Here is a 19,388-nt window from a genome sequence, read left to right as displayed (position 1 = left end):
GGCAAAAGCAGGTGGCTTTTGCCCTTGCTTTACGAACAAAGGATTAATTTTAAAACCCGATACCTGCTGCAGTAAGCGAACGACATATAGTTGAGCAGTGAACCGAACTTAGCGAAGTAGACCGGTGGAGGCAGGGTGGCGCATAGGACGTGCGCCACCGGCAACTGAGCCATGGACGGCGAATTTGCCGGGGACCCTGCCGGAGCCGGTTGGATGAGCATTAGTTCGGTCTGCGAAACTATCCCAAAAGTGAGCGGTGCAGCAGGTGTCAGGTTTTCCGTAACCTAAATCCCAACAGCAAAACAGATTCAAACCACAGTAAAAGCCACGATGTCTTAGCGAGTAGCAAAAACTATAGCGATAATTAACCCACAATACACCCTTAAAATAATTACAATTAATGCATACAACTAACCAAATCAAGGAAGAAATAACATACATATGTATAATTAAGTAAAATTAGCTCAAAGAAAAAAACCAAGTGCATAGGTAGGAATTAACGTTGACAAATATCCTAGTGCTGTGCTAGGATATGTTTAGCAACATTCCCTATCAAAGTAGTAGGGTTTGTGATTGCTTTACTGGAGGTGGTTATTTGAAGTTGTCCACCAAAGGGCATTATGGCTTAAGGGCGATGTTTGATTTGGCTCTAAATTATGGCAAAGGTCCAATCCCGCTAAAAATGGTGGCCGAACGTCAGCAATTGTCAGATAATTATTTGGAGCAGCTAATTGCTTCGCTGCGCAAAGCTGGGTTGGTTAAAAGTATTCGCGGTTCACAAGGCGGTTATGTTTTAGCCCGTAGCCCTGAGGATATCACTGTGGGGGATATAATAAGAGTGCTGGAAGGTCCGATAGCACCGTTGGAATGTGTTAATGAAGATGAACCCGGTGACTGTGACCAACTTCATTATTGTATTTCTCGCAATGTGTGGGCGAAAGTAAGGGATAGTATCACCGATGTTATAGATTCTATTAACCTGGCGGACATGTGTCGAGAGGCTAAAAAAATAGAGCAATCAAATCAGGAATAAGTTATGGTAAACGAGGAGGCATTACTTATGCGCAAAGTGTATTTGGACAATTCTGCAACGACCCAAACTGACCCCGCAGTGGCTGAACTAATGATGAAGTATATGGTTGAGGATTATGGTAATCCCTCCAGTGTCCACGGCTTTGGCCGGCCAGTAAGGAAGGCTGTAGAAGATGCCCGGGAGCAGGTAAGGGTAGCCATTGGTGCATCCCATGTGGGTGAAATAACCTTCACCAGTGGTGGTACCGAAGCAGCAAATATGGCCCTTAGAGGTGTGGCCTATGCCAACAAACAAAAGGGTAATCATATTATTACCACAGCAGTGGAACATCACTGTGTACTAACCACCTGCGAAATGCTGGCTAAAGAGGGGTTTGAAGTAACGGTATTGCCGGTTGATGAATACGGCCTGGTCAGTGTTGAAGATGTGGCCAATGCCTTAACTGATAAAACTATCCTGGTATCAATTATGCATGCTAATAATGAAGTGGGAACAATAATGCCCATTGCAGAAATCGGGCAAATGTTGCGCAAGCAAGGACGGAAAATTATTTTCCATACTGATGCGGTGCAAAGTATTGGTAAAATCCCAGTAAATGTAGATGATTTAAACGTTGACTTACTTACCCTTTCGGGTCATAAAATATATGGGCCTAAGGGAATTGGGGCGATGTACCTACGTCGGGGTACTTGGTGGCAACCAATCATGTATGGTGGTGGTCAAGAACGTCGCCGCCGTCCCGGAACTGAAAATGCTCCAGCCATTATTGGTCTGGGTAAAGCAATAGAAATGGCTGTGGCCAATCAACCGGAGTATTATGAAAGATTGACCAAGCTGCACAAAAAAGTAGTGGATAGAGTGCTGAACAGTATACCCAATACCAGATCAAATGGCCACCCAGAAAAAAGAATACCGGGTCATGCCAGTTTTTGTATTGAGTATGTCGAAGGAGAATCAATGTTGCTCTCGCTAGATATGAAGGGCATCGCCATTTCCAGCGGGTCAGCATGTACCTCTGGTTCCCTGGAACCGTCCCATGTGTTGTTAGCCATGGGAATACCGGTGGAAATTGCCCACGGTAGCCTTAGGATTAGTATGGGCAAACACACCACCGAAGAAGATGTTGATTATTTTGTAGATAGCTTAATTCCAATTGTGGAACGACTAAGACAAATGTCTCCATTGGCAGCAGGGGGATTTGATCCAAACTGTACTCCGGGCGGATCATGTTCATCCTGTGGTCGTAAATAATATAAATTGGTGGGAGAGGATAACCTATGTATACTGAAAAGGTAATGGATCATTTTTCAAATCCACGTAATGTAGGGGAAATGGCTGACGCAGATGCGGTGGGACAAGTTGGCAACCCCACCTGTGGCGATATTATGAAAATTTATTTAAAAATCAATGAAAATCGCATTGAGGATATTAAGTTCCAAACCTTTGGTTGTGGGGCTGCCATAGCCACCAGCAGTATGGTAACTGAAATGGCCAAAGGAAAGACTTTGGATGAAGCCATGGAAATTACCAATAAATCGGTGGCGGAGGCTTTAGACGGTCTGCCACCGCAAAAGATGCACTGTTCAAACTTGGCTGCTGATGCACTGCAGGATGCAATTAAAAATTATCGTAAAACTCATGGTGCGTAGGTGAATTTTATTGGCAAACAATAAAAAAGTAGTGGTAGCTATGAGCGGCGGCGTAGACAGTTCTGTCACCGCCGCTTTGCTACAGCAACAGGGATATGACTGTATTGGTGTGACCATGCAAATTTGGGACCCTAACGTAACGGTGGTTGATGAAGATTACGTTGGTTGCTGTTCGCTAACGGCAGTGGATGATGCCCGGCGGGTGGCAAACAAGTTGGGGATTCCCTATTATGTTTTGAATTTCCGTGAGCTTTTTGAGCAAAAGGTGATAGACTATTTTGCCGACGAGTATATTAAAGGTCGCACTCCCAATCCATGTATTGCTTGTAACCGTTATATTAAGTTTGAGGCTTTATTAAATAAAGCGGTGGCGCTGGGGGCAGAATATGTTGCCACCGGACACTATGCCCGTTTGGGGTACTCAGAAGAGCATCAGCGTTGGACCATCAGAAAGGCCATTGATGATAAAAAAGATCAGACCTATGTCTTGTACAACATGACCCAGTATCAAATTGAGCACACCTTGATGCCCCTTGCGGCCTATACCAAACCGGAGGTGCGGGAAATGGCAGCCAAACTGGGCTTGTCCACCGCCACTAAACCAGAAAGCCAAGAGATATGTTTTGTACCGGATAACAACTATCGCAAGTTTTTAGAAGAAAGAACCGGTAGCAAGTTTGCCAAAGGGCCGTTTTTAGATTTAGAGGGAAATGTGTTGGGCGAACATCAGGGGATAGCCCATTATACCATTGGCCAGCGCCGGGGGTTAGGTATTGCCGCCGGTGAACGAGTTTATGTGGTGGATATCGATCCCCAGCGTAACGCAGTAGTTATCGGCCCCGAAGACGCGGTATTTAAACATGATTTGATTTCTGAAGATAATAACTTTATTTTATTTAAAGAATTGCTGGCTCCTACCGAAGTAGAAGCCCAAGTGCGCTATAATGGCAGTCCTTCTCCGGCCATCATCAGTCCATTGCCCGCGGGGAAAGTGCATGTGCATTTTCAACAACCACAAAAGGCCATTACCCCCGGACAAGCGGTGGTATTTTATCAAGGGGATTACCTGGTTGGAGGAGGCACTATAGAAAAAGTTTTATAATTTTTATCTAATTTTAAAATGCAATGGGATGTAAAAGAAATTGGTCCCATTGCATTTTTTTGTGTAATTACGGCAATAATATAATTACCATTGTTGTTGCGTTTTGAAAGGGGGATTTTGGTTATAATGAATTGTCCTGTATGTGGTGGCAAAGCCACCGGCAAAGTGGGAGTAGACCAGTATTACTGTTGGGACTGTTGCGTGGAGTATCGAAAAAGCAAAGAAGGAGTAGATATTTTTCAAGTTGATGAAGATGGTAGTTTAGTTGCCTTTGATCCAAATAATCAAACAATGTTGCTGTAATTACAATATGTTACAGGGGGTGAATTAAGTTGCGCGGATTTTGGAGTGGTATGGTGGCCGGCAGTGTTTTAGGAGCAGTGATGAGCATGTATATGGAGCCAAAAAACAACCGCAACATCATTGGACCCCGACGTCGTAAACAGGCCAATCGCATGATGAGAGGTGTGTCGCATCGGGTTCAAGATTTAATGAAATAGGTATTCGAAAAAGTGAGGTGATACCTCACTTTTTATTTACATTACCGGAATTGAAAAGGATTGGTGCAAATACAAGTTTTTTATACGATGGAGATAGATAATGACACTGTGGCATGATAAAAAAATACATCGTTATATGTTTTACTTAGTTTTATTATTAATGTCGATGGGTTTTATTTATTTGATCCGCAATTTGTTTGTTTCGTTTATTTTAGCAGCGGTGCTGGTTTATTTGCTGTATCCACTGGTCTGTGCGATGGAGGAACGGGGAACCCCCCGTGTACTGGCAATACTACTGGCTTATATGGGAGTAATGATAGTTGTTTCGGCCATATTATTGTATGGTATACCTAGACTAGTAAATCAATTACATACGTTGGTTTATATGTTGCCCAGTTACACCGATCAAGTGGAGATATTTTTGCAGAATGTGCAAAAAAGTTATTACCGCACTGAATTACCTGAGGCTATGCGTCAAGCGATAGATCAACAAATATCTGAGATTGAGTCAACTTTACAGCAACTTTTAGTGGCCACGGTCAGATCAATAATTAGTCTGTTGGGTCATAGTTTAAACTTTATTTTGGCACCGGTGTTGGCCTTTTATATTTTAAAGGATCTCGATTCCTTTAAAAGTAAGGTGACAGTTTGGTTGCCAGAACGTCATTTTTCTGATACTTGGCATTTGGCCCGCCAAATAAATGTTGTACTAATTAGCTTCATTAGAGGTCACCTTAGTTTAGTAATTATAGTTGGTTTGATGACGGGTATCTCCATGGCCCTTTTGGGCTTGGAATATTCAGTTATGCTGGGAATTATTGCTGGCTTAACCGAACTGATTCCGTACTTTGGGCCAATATTAGGTGCCATACCGGCAGTGGCAATTGGCCTAATGCAATCAAAATATATGGCCATCAAGGTTGTGTTGGCCATATTAATTATTCAGCAAATAGAAGGCAACATATTGGCGCCTAAGGTACTGGGCCAGAGTGTTGGGCTGCACCCTTTATTTATTATCATGGTTTTACTGGCAGGAGCAGAATTATATGGTGTTGTGGGCATGTTGTTAGCTGTACCGGTGGCTGCAATTTTACGGATTTTGTTAAGCTTTTTGTATCAAAAAATTGTATTACAAAATCTCCCTTAAGAAGGTCTAATCCAGGCAAGTACATTTCTTGACAATAAGCAGGCTACTTCTATATAATTATTTAGAGTAATAAACTTGCTACCTTTCCGCCCCACAACGGACATCGGTTGGGAGGGAAGGTTTTATTTTTGAGTAAAATTCATCAAAGGTTAATATAGAGGACAGGAGGTTACATCCTTTGACTGGTAATGAAATAAGAGAGAAATTTTTGAAATTCTTCGAAGAACGTGGCCACCAAATTCAACCCAGCGCATCGTTAATTCCCCATAATGATCCCAGTATTTTATGGACAGCAGCTGGTATGGTGCCCTTTAAACCCTATTTCACTGGACAAGCTACACCGGAGGTGACTAGAGTCACCACTTGTCAAAAATGTTTGCGTACCCCTGACATTGAAGAAGTGGGTAAAACTGCCCGGCACCATACTTTTTTTGAGATGTTGGGTAATTTTTCCTTTGGTGATTATTTTAAAGAACAGGCAATCCCCTGGGCTTGGGAATTTGTCACCGAAACCCTTGGGTTACCTAAGGACAAGCTCTGGATAACCATCTATCTTGATGATGATGAAGCCTTTGACATTTGGCACAAACAAGTGGGTATCCCAGCAGACAAAATTGTTCGGATGGGTAAAGATACTAACTTTTGGGAAATTGGTGTTGGACCATGTGGTCCCTGTTCCGAAATATACATAGATTTAGGTGCAGAACGGGGTTGCGGCAGCGCTGATTGTGCAGTGGGTTGTGACTGTGACCGTTTCTTAGAAATCTGGAACTTAGTTTTCATTCAGTTTTTCCGTGATGAAGAGGGTAACTATAAACCGCTAAAAAATAAAGGTATCGATACCGGTATGGGATTAGAACGGGTGACTTCGGTAATCCAAAGGGTGGCCACCAATTTTGACACCGACCTGTTGCGTGACATTATGGACTTTACGGCGGCGTTGGTTAACGTAAAATACGGTGATCAAAGGGATAGCGACTTAGCACTAAAGGTAATTGCCGACCATGCCAGAGCGGTTACCTTTGCCATTAGCGATGGTGCGCTACCGTCTAACGAAGGCAGAGGTTACGTTATTCGCCGGCTATTGCGCCGGGCGGTTCGCTTTGGTCGAGTGCTGGGCATGGAGGATACCTTTTTGTACAAGGTTGCCGGCGCTGTCATCGATAAAATGTTTGGTGCTTATCCGGAATTGAACCAAAAGCGGGATCACATTCTGCGGGTTATACGCACAGAGGAAGAACGTTTCTTAGAAACGCTGTCCCAAGGTACCGATATATTAAATCAGTTAATGACAGATGCTAAAGCTGCCGGTCAAATCGAAATTACCGGTGCCGATGCCTTTAGACTTTATGATACCTTTGGTTTCCCGTTGGAGCTAACTAAAGAAATTGCCGAGGAACAGGGTTTAACTGTGGACGAAGATGGTTTTAATCAGGCTCTGGAAGAGCAACGGCAACGGGCTCGCAATGCCCGCCAAGAGACCGAATATTTATCTGAACGGGGTGCGATGTATAAAGCGCTGAAGGAAGAGTACGGCGAAACCCACTTTGTTGGTTACGGTCAACTAAAAACAGAAGCCAATATCCTAGGAATTGTTAAAGATAATTTACAAGAACTACAGGCGGTGGCTGGGGAAGAAATTGAACTGATTTTGGATGTAACTCCTTGTTATGCTGAAAGCGGTGGCCAAGTGGCGGACCACGGATATGTTATTGGTAAGGATTTTAAAGTGGAAATTCAAGGGGTTAATAAGCCCGTGGAGAACTTTGTTGTTCACCGCGGCAAAGTAATTTCCGGTGTGGTGCGCCGTCACGAAAAAGTACAGGTACAGGTGGCTGCTGAACGCCGCTATGATATTATGCGCAATCACTCAGCAACCCACCTGTTACATAAAGCATTAAAGGTTGTTTTGGGTGAGCATGTTAATCAAGCAGGTTCACTGGTGGAACCTGATCGGTTGCGATTTGACTTTACTCATTATGCTGCGGTATCTGCAGAGGAACTAAAACAGATAGAAACGCTAGTAAACAATGCTATATTAAATAATTTAGCAGTAGAAGTTACCGAAACATCCCTTGCCAACGCTAAAACCATGGGGGCCATGGCCCTTTTTGGAGAAAAGTATGGACAAAAGGTGCGGGTAGTTAAAATGGGGGATTTCAGCCTTGAATTGTGTGGTGGTACCCATGTGCATTCAACATCTGAAATCGGCTTATTTAAAGTTTTATCCGAGAGTAGCGTTGGAGCTGGTTTGCGGCGTATTGAAGCAGTTACAGGTTTAGGAGTGTTAAAATACCTAGCATCTAAAGAACAACAATTAGATCAAATTGCTGCTGCTGTTAAAGCTACTCCCCAAGAGACTTTAAAGAAGATTAAGGATTTGCAACAGCGACTAAAGGACACTGAGTGTGAACTGGAAGCAATAAGAGCGAAGTTGTCCCAACAACAAGCCAGTGATCTTACTGAACAGGTTAAGGATGTAAAAGGGGTGAAGGTGTTAGCCGCGGTGGTAACGGTTGCTGATATTGACGGACTACGCGATATGGCGGACGTACTGCGGGATAAGTTGAGATCCGGTGTGGTTGTACTGGGAGCAGATATTGGCGGCAAGGCAAGCCTAATTGTGGCTGCCACCAAGGATATGCTGAATAAAGGCGTTCATGCCGGCAAAATAATTAAAGAAATTGCTCAGGTAGTAGGAGGCGGTGGTGGTGGTAGGCCAGATATGGCTCAAGCCGGTGGTAAAGACCCCTCTAAGCTGCAAGAGGCAATTGATAAGTGCTACCGGGTGGTTGAAGAACAACTTCAGTAATAAAAGAAAACCGACTCCCAAGGGAGCCGGTTTTCTTAGCACTATCAGATACTATTTGTTTTCGGCATAAGGGCCGTAACCATAGCCGCCGCCGCCAGACAGTAATAAGATAAGGATTAGAAAAAATAGCAAATTGTTGCTGCCAAAACCTCCACCGTAGTAACCCATTTTGTAACCTCCTCCGAATCTATAATTTTATACTTACATCAACATAATATGTTGATATGCCACAATCGGTTACAAAATGAAAACGGAACAATATTATTTTGTTGGTACGGGATAGAATTGTTTAATTAATGTAGAGGAAAACTGCATGGTATTAACGAATATAGAAAATAAAATGGGCAATATTAAAGGATGGGAGGGTTTGCCATGACAAGGGATTTTTCGGAAGATACTGTGATGTTTAAGGTACAAACTGAAGAAGTGAATCAAGCCCGTGATATTTTAACCACGGTGTATCGGTCGCTAAAGGAAAAGGGTTATAACCCGATTAATCAAATTGTGGGTTATTTATTGTCTGGCGATCCAGCTTATATTACCAGCCACGGCAATGCCCGTAGCTTAATTAGACGTTTGGAAAGGGACGAACTGTTAGAGGAATTGGTTAAGTATTATTTGAACCATAACAAATAAATATTTATAAGGTGTGGAATTATTTTGAGAATTATGGGCCTAGATGTCGGTGACCGAACCATTGGTGTTGCCCTCAGCGATTTAATGGGGTGGACTGCCCAAGGATTGGAAGTTATCAGACGTAGCGATGAAAAGAAAGACATAGATAGACTGGCTGAAATTATTCAACAATATGAAGTTGATAGAATTGTCGTCGGCCTGCCTAAAAATATGAATGGCACCATCGGTCCCCAGGCTGAGAAGGTACAAGCCTTTACCGAAGCGATGCAACAAACCATTGATTTGCCGGTAGAATTTTGGGATGAGCGATTAACCACTGTTGCTGCAGAGAGATTGCTTATTGGGGCCGACGTCAGCCGGGGTAAAAGAAAAAAAGTAATTGATAAAATGGCCGCAACATTTATATTACAAGGTTACCTAGACCGAAAAAATGGCAGTTAATTTCGGGTTTGGTTTAAATTTCTTGACATCTGGTTATACTTGGTATAGGATGTAATTAATTTGTTAAAATGAGGTGATATTTGTGCCAGAGCATGATGAAGTTGTTACATTAATAGATGAAGAAGGCAAGGAACACGACTTTACAGTTGTGGATATAATTGAAGTTGAAGGTTCCGAGTATGCTATCTTACTTCCCGCCGAAGAAGATGCTGATGAAGCTGTTATCTTAAAGTTTGATAAAGATGAAGATGGTAATGAAATCTTAGTTGATATTGAAGAAGATGAAGAGTGGGAAAAGGTTGCCGATGCTTGGGAAGAACTGGTAACCAGCGAAGGTGACGACGCTAACTAAAAACTAGCAACAAAAGAGTGCTGTAACAGCACTCTTTTTTGTTGTATAAAAGCCAAACTAAACATATTATGGGACAATCCTAAATAAAGATTATAAAAGCCCCATTTCACCTGGAGGAATTTTATGATCAAGAGATCAACATACATCACCCCGTTAATATGTCTGCTGTTGTTTATGGCCACCTTTGTTTTTGTAGGCGAAGACATAAAGATATTGTTATCAACCCAACATATACTGCCGGGAATTAAGGTAAAGGGAATAGATATAGGTGGCTTAAACAAACAACAGACTGCCGAAAGGCTTAATCAACTAGAGAAGGAAATATTACAGATACCAGTAAATCTGGTCTATAATAATCAAACCTGGTCATTGCCATTGGAGAAAGTTGGCCTACAGATTGATATAGACCAAACCATAACTCGGGCCATGCAAATGGGACGGCAGGGCTCAATAAGCGAGCGTTGGCAAACCTACCGCCGTATTAAAGAGCAGGGATATACGGTGCAACCGTTGATTAAAATAAATCAGCAGCAGTTAGTTGAAGAAGTAAACAAACTGGTTGGGCATTTAAATGTACCGGCAAAAAATGCAGTATTAAATATTGATGATGACGATAAAATTACCATTATTCCATCAAAAAATGGAAAAGAGATCGATATGGAAATATTACAAAGGAATTTGCAACAACAACCTTTAGCCGGGAAAGGGTTTGATCTTTTATTGCCATTGGTGGAAGTTATGCCGGAATATACCACTGAAGATATCCAAGAAATGGGTATCACCGGTCTGCTGGCCAGTTATACCACCAAATTTGACCCCAAAATAACCAACCGTTCTTACAATATCAGAGTGGCTGCCAATGCGCTGGATGGCCTAATAATCACCCCCGGTCAAGAAGTTTCTTTTAATGAAGTGGTGGGTCCGCGCAGTTCAGAGGCCGGCTATAAAACTGCCGGGGTAATTGAGAATAACGAATTGGTAGAAGGAGTTGGTGGTGGTGTTTGTCAAGTATCAACCACTTTGTATAACGCAGTATTGCTGGCAGATCTTGAAATATCTGAACGGCGTAATCATTCCTTGCCAATAAATTATGTACCCATTGGCAGAGATGCCACTGTGGTCTATGGTTTAGTGGATTTTAAGTTTATAAATAATAGTGGCCGCTGTTTATACTTAAAAACAGAGGTTAAATCTGGTCAACTGACAGTAAAGATATTTGGTGACAGTAGCCAAAGACAGCAGGTAATTGTGAACAGCTGGATAGAACAAGAGCTAGAACCAGAAACTATTTATGAAGAAGACAACAATTTAAAGCGGGGACAAAAAGTAATAAAGCAGGAGGGAAGTAAAGGTTATGTGGTCAACGTAGAAAAAATTGTCTTAAAGAATGGAGAAGTAATTAAACGGCAACAACTACCCATAAGTCGCTATAATCCAGTAAACGAAGTAATTGCCGTGGGAACGGCGGATCAAGAAAGAGTAATTACTCCGCCAAGGGGAATTGACTTTGAAGCAACGTCAGAGAATAATTAAACCGACCACAGTGGTCGGTTTATTAATTACTTAACTGATTAGTTATATTATCTAGGAAAGGCGCTTTTTTCCACGTTGTGTAAGTGGTCATACATTGATTTTTGTGCCAACTGTTGGTTTGAATCGGCTATTGCCTGGTAAATTGACCAGTGCTCGTCTAAAAGTTGTTGTGGTCTGCTGGGATCGCGAAATAATTCCACTCTGGCGGTGTGCATGACATTGCTCATGGTGTCTGAGATGTTGGCCATTAATCTTAAAACCATAGTGTTTTTAGTGGCTTTAGCAATGGCGTAGTGAAAAGCAAAATCTGCCTTTTCTCCATATTCACCATTTTTAACGTCCAATTCCATTTGATGCAATGCCCTTTTCATTACCGCTAAATCGCTTTCTTTACGGCGCTTGGCGGCTAAGCCTGCACTTTGCACTTCCAGTATTATTCTCAATTCCATCAATTCCTTGGCAGTGTCTTGTTCTGCGCTGAGAACTAAAGATAGTGCCTCGATAATATGTTCCGAGCTGGCTTCGCGGATATAGGTACCTTCACCGGGCTTTATTTTGATAATCTTCATTGCCTCCAAAGCCCGAAAGGCTTCCCGCACGGCAGATCTGCCCACTTGCATTTTTTCTGCCATTTCACGTTCAGATATTAACTTGTCCCCTGGGCGCAACTTACCTTCAGCTATCATTGTTTTGATTTGTTCTATTATTTCTTCATATATTTTTTTTGTTCTAATCGGTCGAAATTCCATAGCAAACCCCCACTGTCATATTTAACCTAGGCAAGTAACCCCAAGGTATTCTAAATATAAGTTAATAATTAAGCAGTATAATAATTATACTATGACCTGATTTTATAAACAACAAATTAACTGGATTTAAAAGTATGCTTATTTTGTAATATGTATAAATCTAAAGGCCAATATTTGTTTTATATATTGGCCTTTAGAACAATGATTTAATTTAGTCTGGTAATCTTTCAGCTATTAGTTCAACGGTGTGTTTAGCTTTAGCATGACAGCCTTTTTTGTCTAAACCACCATCAATTTGCATTAGACAACCCGGGCAGTCCATGGCGACAATGTTGGCGCCTGTTTGTTGAATGTCTGCCAGTTTAGCATCCAAAATTGGTTGAGAAATCTCAGGATACTGGACAGTGTAGGAGCCACCAAAGCCACAGCAACGGTCTGACCATTGCATTTCTTTAAGATTAAGGCCAGCCTCTTGAATCAATGCCCGTGGTTCGTCAAAGACATTTAATCCGCGCTTTAAGTGACATGAATCATGATAGGTTACAGTATCAGTACCCTTAACTTTCAAACCTAAGGTTTTACCGTTATCAGTACGGGTGGCCACAAAGTGTGAAAAATCTTCCACTTTGGCAGCAAAGTCTTTAGCCCGTTGTGCCCATTGTGGATCGTTGGCCAACAGCTTGACATATTCATTTAACAGGGCGTTGGTACAGGTTGGGCAAACAGTGACAATATGGTCTACGCCAGCCTTTTCAAAGGCGGCAATATTTTGTTTAGCCATATTGGCAAAGGCGTCATTTGCCCCCAGGTGACCAGCAGGAACACCACAACAAGCTTGCTCTAACGGATATACCAGCTCCATATCCATGTGCTTAAGGATTTTGGCTGCAGACTTACCTAGGTTTGGATAGACAAAGTCAACCAAACAACCACCAAAGAAGCCAACTTTAGCCTTAACCTTTTTCGGTTTGGGCAGCGTACCCAGTTGGTCACGGAACGGTTTATCTGCCAATGACGGCAAACTTCTGCCTTCGGTGAAGCCGGCTAAAAATAACGGTAGGTGTCTAATTTTTCTATCGCTAACAAATGGTTTTTGTGCCTTGCTACCAACCTTTAATAGGCTATGGAATAGCTTACGATTAGGCAGCACACTGTTAAGTAATAATTTTTGACCGGCAGGCATGCCTTTTTTCGCCACATACCGGTTGCGCAGTTCTTGAATTAGTCCCGGGATATCCACTTTACCAGGGCAAACTTGTTTACAGCGACCGCAACCAATACAAAGGTTCTGTAGCTCGCCGGCGGTGTCAAATTCATTGAAGAAGGCGGTTAAAATGGTGCCAATGCCGCCGGTATATACATCACCATACACGTGTCCACCAAGTAACTGGAAGACAGGGCATACGTTCAAACATGAAGCGCAGCGGATACATTGCAAAGCATTACTGAATACCGGGTCATCCTTCATGGTTGTACGACCATTATCCATCAGTACAATGTGCATTTCTTTGGTGCCGATGGTGCCGTCAGGTAGATTGGCAGGTGTTGGCCCAGTAATCATGGTTACATAACTTGTTAACTGTTGACCGGTGGCACTGCGGGGCAGACATTCCAAAATAGCGTTAACATCACTTAGTTTTTCCACCAGTTTTTCCATACCCACCAGAGCCACATGCACCGGGGGCAGGGTGGTGGTCAAACGAGCGTTACCTTCGTTAGTAACAATGGCAATGGTACCGGTTTCGGCCACCGCTGCGTTGGCACCGGAGATGCCCATACCGGCGCTCAAGAATTTTTCTCTTAATTCTTTTCTGGCTACCTTAACCAATCTTGGAATATCATTGGTTAAGCGCTCATTAATTTCTTTGGAAAAGATATCCGCCACCTGGTCCCTTGTCAGGTGTATTGCTGGCATGACCATATGAGACGGACGTTGACCAGCCAATTGAATAATCCATTCACCAAGGTCGGTTTCGGCAGCGGTGATACCGTTTGCCTCAAGGTATTTATTGAGGTGTATTTCCTCAGATGCCATGGACTTAGACTTAATAACCATCTTAACATTGTTGGCCAAAGCCACATCCAGGATATATTTCTTGGCCTCTTCAGCATTTTTAGCAATAAATACTTTTGCTCCTCTGGCTTCGGCATTTTTTTTGAATTGTTGGGCCAGCTCCAGCATTCGTTTAGCCGAGGCACTTTTGCGGTCAGCAATTTCTTGGCGCAGCGCTTCAAAATCTCTTCCTTCATAGGCCCGGGCCCTAGAGCCAAGATAGTCGTTGGCAAAGCGGGTTAGGGCACCTTGGAGAATACCATTATCTAAAGCGCCTTTAATTTCTCCCTTTAAATTCTCTTTACCCATTTACCGCACCCCCTGGATTGTCAACAAAAATTATTTTTAGCTCAGCAGGCCCGTGAACACCAATGGTTAAAACCCGCTCAATGTCAGAAGTCCGGCTGGGGCCAGTGATGAAAGCCATGTAACCAGGTACATTTGGCTTAGCAGCATCAAGTTTATTAAAGGCATCCTTAAGGGTGGGGACGATGGCATCACTTCTAATTAATGCAACGTGAACGTTTGGCAACATTGAAACCAAACGCTTATTAAGATCGGTGCAGTCTTGCTGTAATGAACCAATATCTGCCACCGCCATATCCACTTCAGATAAACCCATATGGGCTTCTTCCGCATGTTTACGTAGGTCTTCTGTGTGTACTGCAGTTTTTAATTTTGCATTTTTGAGGCACTCATCAACCATTGGTGAAGAAGCGGCGGCTATTTTATTAGCGCCGCTTTCTTCGGCCAGAGTTGTGAGCAGTGAACCAGCTTCTTGTAAATCTTTTACCCGATATACGTTGGCAGCCAGAGCCTCAGCTTTTTGCTTAAACAGTTCGTAAAGGTTACTCCGTTCAACTGTTTGAGTCACTGCTTCTTCTCCTTCTTTCTATAATAAAATTTTATTTACCATTATTATACGATTTAGCCAATAATTCAACAGTATGCATTAACCTTTGTGGCATCTTTTCTTGGGCTAGACCATCGCCTAACTGCATTCGGCAGGAACCACAACCGGTAATCAGATACTCAGCATCTGTTGATTTCACGTCTTCCATTTTGCGCTGTAGCACTTTGTATGATAAATCATAGTGGGTTAAGCTAAATGAACCGGCGCCACCGCAACAACGGTTTGGTTGTTTTAAAGGCTTATATTTCACTCCGGGAATGCTATTGATAATTTCTACTTGTTGTTTGCCTGCATTCATACCACGACCAATATGGCATGGTTCGTGGTAGGTGACTGTGGCATCTACAGTACCTAATTTATTTTTATCCAGGCCAATTACATCGACCAGGAATTGAGCAAAGTCATAGGTTTTCTTAGCTAACTGATTAGCTTTTTCACTATAAGCGGGAATATCCTTTAATAATTCTGGGTAATGTTTAGCAAAGGCCTCACCACAGGTACCACATACAGAGATAATTGCGTCAACATCATATTGGCTAAAAATATCAACATGGGATTTGGCCATTGCGGTGGCGGTGTCGGTATCACCATGCATTAAAACTGGTGTACCGCAACAGTGTTGGGCTTTAGGTACCACCACTTCAACATTATTGGCTTTCATTACATCTATCAGCGCTTGACCAACTGTGGGATAAATAAAGTTAGTGGTACAGCCGGCAAAAAAAGCTACTTTTTTAACGGGGTTGGCTACTTTGTTATTTTCCGATACACTAGCCAAGAATGATTTGCTTGCCAGAGTAGGAATTACCCGGCGTAATACCAAACCACTGATGGGTACCCTGGGGCTCATACCATCCTTACTCTTCTTAAAGAATAATCCTTGGGTTTTAGCTCCCACTGACATACCAGTCTTAAATAATGATGGGGCAGACAAACCTTTAAAAATTAGCTTTTTAACAGTTGGTAGACCACGTTCCTTGGCCAGTTTAGCTCTGGCCGCCAGTACAATTTTGTCTGGTTGCACACCGCAGGGGCAGTGGGCAGAACAGGCCTTACATTGCAGACAGGTATCAAATATTTTGGCTAACTTATCGGTATATGTTAAGTCGCCATTTAAAACCGATTCAGTAAGCTTCACTTTACCTCGGGCCACAGCACCTTCAAAGCGCGTCTCCTTATATAGAGGGCAAACTTCTTGACAGTTACCACATTTCATGCATTTGACTGTTTCTTGTTCTATTTCAGGAAATTGTTTTAGATAACTCACCATTACCCCCCCTTTTTATTTGGAAGCCATTTTTCCAGGGTTTAAAATTCCTTCTGGATCTAAAGCATTTTTAATTTTATTTAGCACTTCAATGCCGTTTTCACCCAGCTCCCATTCCAGGTATTTAGATTTAGCCATACCTATACCATGTTCACCGGATAGTGTACCACCAAGTGCAAGGGCCTTTTTAAAGATTTCATCCACCGCTTTGTGTACCCGTTCCATTTCTTCTTTGTCCCGAGCATCGGTCAAGATGGTTGGATGCAAATTACCATCGCCGGCATGACCAAAGGTACCAATGTTTAAATTATATTTTTTAGCGATTTCTTCAATGGCCATCAGCATTTCTGTAATATTGCTACGGGGTACAGTGGCGTCTTCCAATACAGTGGTTGGTTTAACTTGGGCTAACGCAGGTAAAGCTGCTCTACGTGCTGCCCAAATATTATCACGATCTTTATCATCTTTAGCCTTTTGTAGATTGCCGTTATTTTCTTTGATTACTTTTTCCACCAATTCAGCTTCTCTGGCCACAACCTCAGGAATGCCATCTACTTCTATTAGCAGAATAGCACGGGCATCGGTGGGGAGACCAACTTTAGCAAAGTTTTCAACGGTGCGAATGGTTACTTGGTCCATAATTTCCAAGGTTGCCGGAATAACTTTAGCACTGATAATTCCTTTAATAGCGTTACCTGCATCTTCCAATGTATCGAAGGTACCCAACATGGAAGAACGGGCTTCAGGAGCAGGAATCAACTTAACGGTAATTTCAGTTATAATACCTAAAGTGCCTTCGGCACCGGTAAACAATTTAACCAAGTCATAGGCTGTAACGTTTTTAACAGTTTTGCCACCAAAACGAGCAATTTTACCATCGGCCAATACTACTTCTAGAGCCATAACATAGTTTTTAGTTACGCCATACTTAAGTCCACGCAAGCCGCCAGAGCATTCAGAAACGCTGCCGCCCATGGTGGCAGTGTTAACAGTGCCAGGGTCAGGTGGATAAATTAAACCATGGGGCGCCACGGCATTGTTCAGGTCTTGAATGATTACACCCGGTTGAACCACAGCAACCAGGTTGTCTGCGTCAACTTCTAAAATTTTGTTCATTTTTAACATCGACATTATAATGCCGCCCTTTAAGGGAATGGTGCCACCACTTAAGTTTGTACCTGAACCCCTGGGGTAAATTGGTGTTTTGTACTTATTGGCAAGATTAACTATCTTGACCACATCTTCTTTATCCGCAGGGGTAACGACAACATCCGGCAATGGGTTGGGCATGTCCGGAGTGGCGTCGAAGGAATAACATACTAGATCTTCGTGTTCGGTAATTACGTTTTCTTGACCTAAAGCTTGGCGTAAATCTTGAATTAATTGTTCTTTGGACATATATTGATGCCTCCTTATTTATAAATTATTTATAGTTATTTAACAAAAATACCTATAAATAATTTATAAAATTATAATTTCTGTGTCCCGGACGGCTTGTCCAGGACACAGATTTTCTTTAAATCTATTTAATTGGTAGTGGATCAAAGCCAATATAAATCAAGATGCTGACTAAAATTGCTACTGCAATGCCGTAAATCAGACAGGGAATAAAGTTCTTCTTGATTATCTGGCCTTCAACACCGATGCAACCAACAGTGGCACACACAGCAACTACGTTGTTTACACAAATCATGTTACCGACGGCACCACCGATGTTTTGCAGTGCCACAATCAACACTGGGGGCATACCCAAAATGGTAGCGGTTTCAAACTGGAATGATGCAAACAATACGTTTGAAACAGTGTTTGAGCCGGAAATAAAGGCACCCAACACACCAATAAAGGGAGCAAAGAAGGGGAATGCACTACCAGCTAGACCGGCTGCAGCCTTGGCCATGGCAGTCATCATGCTGTCTAAACCACCTTGGTTGACGCCGGAGTTAAGCATTAACTGTACCAACGCCACACCGGCAAACAAAGCAATGGCGGCACCGGTGATTTGTTTGAAGGTTCCTACCCAAGCATCTTTAACTTGTTTGCCGCTCATGCCATGCATAGCGGCGGTAATTAATGCTACCAACATGAACGGTAGTATACCAGGTGACCAAGCCCACTGTAAAGCATAGTCTAAGCCTTCAATGCCCATAACGTTAGGCAGGGTAATGGTTAAGTTTTGCAAAATTGGCTTTAAACCAAAGGTTGGGATACGGGTGACAGCTAAAATCAGTCCGATTAACACATATGGTGCCCAAGCTTTCAACAGGGACATTTTTGCTTCACCGGTGTCACCGGTATCAGCTTTAGATTTCCAATCCTCTGGCCATTCTTCTTTACGTGGAAAGTCCCATGATGTTTTTGGTACCAGGAAACCGTTTTTCGCAGCCACCAACAGAATACCCAGACCGATCAGCGCACCCACCAGAGATGGAAACTCAGGTCCCAAGAAGTAGGCGGTGATAACATAAGGAATTACAAAGACTAAACCAGCAAATATTGCAAAAGGAGCAGCTTCTAAGGCTGGTTTAATGGATTTTTCTTTGCCAAAGAACTTAGTTAAGAAAGCAATACCAATCAAAGGAACAAACACACCAGCTATTGCGTGTGGAATTGCTGTCCATTGGGTGAATGCCATTAAGAAAGCGTTTTGATCCACACCGCTTTGTGCTAGGTTGGTAGACAGAGTACCCATGGCACCATATACCGGAGTACCAACGGCACCAAAAGAAACTGATGTGCTGTCATAAATCAGCGCCACAATGGCAGCAGCCAGCGGTGGGAAGCCCAGCCCTACCAGTAGCGGACCAGCAATGGCCGCTGGGGTACCAAAACCAGCAGCACCCTCAATGAAGGAACCAAACATAAAACCAATGATAATTGCTTGTACCCGGCGGTCTTTGGTGATGCCCATAAAACCGTTGTTAATGGTTGTCATAGCACCGGATATTTTCATGGTGTTCAGAATTAAGATGGCACCAAAGATAATAATTAGTACGTCAATGGCCTTTAAAAATCCAAATAAGGAATAGCCAAATACATGTTGTGCATCCATTTGCCACATGGTTAACGCAATGACAACAGCCAGTGCCCAAGAAACTGGTAATGCCCGCTTAGCTGGCCAGTTTAATGCGGTCATTAATACAATTGTTACTAAGATGGGCAGGAATGCCATAAAAGCATACATGTGATAACCTCCTCTAGAAT

18 protein-coding genes are annotated in these 19,388 nt (G+C 42.7%); 12 read left to right on the top strand and 6 right to left on the bottom strand.

All coding sequences use genetic code 11. The features are described 5' to 3' along the window. The first annotated feature begins 595 nt into the window (after positions 1-595). The 12 genes from V6C27_06505 to V6C27_06450 all read left to right on the top strand — a co-directional run bounded on the left by V6C27_06505 (position 596) and on the right by V6C27_06450 (position 11,205). Entirely contained in the window at positions 596-1,033 is a 438-nt protein-coding gene (locus tag V6C27_06505; protein ID MEG6616078.1) for an Rrf2 family transcriptional regulator, read from the top strand. Positions 1,034-1,060: 27 nt separating this feature from the next. Further along, positions 1,061-2,284, top strand: coding sequence for a cysteine desulfurase NifS (gene nifS / locus V6C27_06500; protein ID MEG6616077.1), 1,224 nt, complete (start codon positions 1,061-1,063; stop codon positions 2,282-2,284). A gap of 26 nt (positions 2,285-2,310) precedes the next feature. Beyond that, a complete protein-coding gene (gene nifU, locus V6C27_06495) occupies positions 2,311-2,682 on the top strand; it encodes a Fe-S cluster assembly scaffold protein NifU (protein ID MEG6616076.1) in 372 nt (123 codons plus the stop codon). 10 nt (positions 2,683-2,692) lie between these two features. Then, positions 2,693-3,784, top strand: a complete 1,092-nt coding sequence (mnmA, locus tag V6C27_06490) for a tRNA 2-thiouridine(34) synthase MnmA (GenBank protein ID MEG6616075.1) — start codon at positions 2,693-2,695, stop codon at positions 3,782-3,784. 126 nt (positions 3,785-3,910) lie between these two features. Further along, a complete protein-coding gene (locus V6C27_06485) occupies positions 3,911-4,087 on the top strand; it encodes a hypothetical protein (protein MEG6616074.1) in 177 nt (58 codons plus the stop codon). Between the two features lie 29 nt (positions 4,088-4,116). Next, positions 4,117-4,284, top strand: coding sequence for a YtxH domain-containing protein (locus V6C27_06480; protein ID MEG6616073.1), 168 nt, complete (start codon positions 4,117-4,119; stop codon positions 4,282-4,284). A gap of 100 nt (positions 4,285-4,384) precedes the next feature. Further along, a complete protein-coding gene (locus V6C27_06475) occupies positions 4,385-5,431 on the top strand; it encodes an AI-2E family transporter (GenBank protein MEG6616072.1) in 1,047 nt (348 codons plus the stop codon). 178 nt (positions 5,432-5,609) lie between these two features. Beyond that, positions 5,610-8,243, top strand: a complete 2,634-nt coding sequence (gene alaS / locus V6C27_06470; GenBank protein ID MEG6616071.1) for an alanine--tRNA ligase — start codon at positions 5,610-5,612, stop codon at positions 8,241-8,243. 372 nt (positions 8,244-8,615) lie between these two features. Next, entirely contained in the window at positions 8,616-8,879 is a 264-nt protein-coding gene (locus tag V6C27_06465) for an IreB family regulatory phosphoprotein (GenBank protein ID MEG6616070.1), read from the top strand. A 24-nt stretch (positions 8,880-8,903) separates the two neighbouring features. Beyond that, positions 8,904-9,320, top strand: a complete 417-nt coding sequence (gene ruvX, locus V6C27_06460) for a Holliday junction resolvase RuvX (GenBank protein MEG6616069.1) — start codon at positions 8,904-8,906, stop codon at positions 9,318-9,320. Between the two features lie 82 nt (positions 9,321-9,402). Then, the gene (locus V6C27_06455; GenBank protein ID MEG6616068.1) at positions 9,403-9,672 is read left to right on the top strand and encodes a DUF1292 domain-containing protein; all 270 of its coding nucleotides are present in this window, start codon (positions 9,403-9,405) and stop codon (positions 9,670-9,672) included. Positions 9,673-9,795: 123 nt separating this feature from the next. Beyond that, complete coding sequence (locus tag V6C27_06450) at positions 9,796-11,205, top strand: VanW family protein (protein ID MEG6616067.1); 1,410 nt, start codon at positions 9,796-9,798, stop codon at positions 11,203-11,205. Positions 11,206-11,252: 47 nt separating this feature from the next. Here V6C27_06450 and V6C27_06445 read toward each other — a convergent pair whose 3' ends face one another. The 6 genes from V6C27_06445 to V6C27_06420 all read right to left on the bottom strand — a co-directional run bounded on the left by V6C27_06445 (position 11,253) and on the right by V6C27_06420 (position 19,368). Next, entirely contained in the window at positions 11,253-11,954 is a 702-nt protein-coding gene (locus V6C27_06445) for a FadR/GntR family transcriptional regulator (GenBank protein MEG6616066.1), read from the bottom strand. Between the two features lie 211 nt (positions 11,955-12,165). Continuing rightward, on the bottom strand, positions 12,166-14,316 hold the full coding sequence (locus V6C27_06440; GenBank protein ID MEG6616065.1) for an LUD domain-containing protein: 2,151 nt from the start codon (positions 14,314-14,316) through the stop codon (positions 12,166-12,168). Then, positions 14,309-14,881: a lactate utilization protein gene (locus V6C27_06435; protein ID MEG6616064.1), complete on the bottom strand. Its 573-nt coding sequence runs from the start codon at positions 14,879-14,881 to the stop codon at positions 14,309-14,311. Before V6C27_06435 ends, V6C27_06440 begins: the two co-directional genes overlap by 8 nt. Before the next feature lie 31 nt (positions 14,882-14,912). Then, complete coding sequence (locus V6C27_06430; protein ID MEG6616063.1) at positions 14,913-16,187, bottom strand: (Fe-S)-binding protein; 1,275 nt, start codon at positions 16,185-16,187, stop codon at positions 14,913-14,915. Between the two features lie 15 nt (positions 16,188-16,202). Next, the gene (locus V6C27_06425; protein ID MEG6616062.1) at positions 16,203-17,585 is read right to left on the bottom strand and encodes an FAD-linked oxidase C-terminal domain-containing protein; all 1,383 of its coding nucleotides are present in this window, start codon (positions 17,583-17,585) and stop codon (positions 16,203-16,205) included. A 124-nt stretch (positions 17,586-17,709) separates the two neighbouring features. Further along, a complete protein-coding gene (locus V6C27_06420) occupies positions 17,710-19,368 on the bottom strand; it encodes an L-lactate permease (GenBank protein MEG6616061.1) in 1,659 nt (552 codons plus the stop codon). Positions 19,369-19,388: the final 20 nt, after the last annotated feature.

The organism is Peptococcaceae bacterium 1198_IL3148 (assembly GCA_036763105.1).
GTDB lineage: Bacteria > Bacillota > Desulfotomaculia > Desulfotomaculales > Desulfohalotomaculaceae > JBAIYS01.
This window is presented reverse-complemented; position numbering and strand designations above follow the sequence as displayed.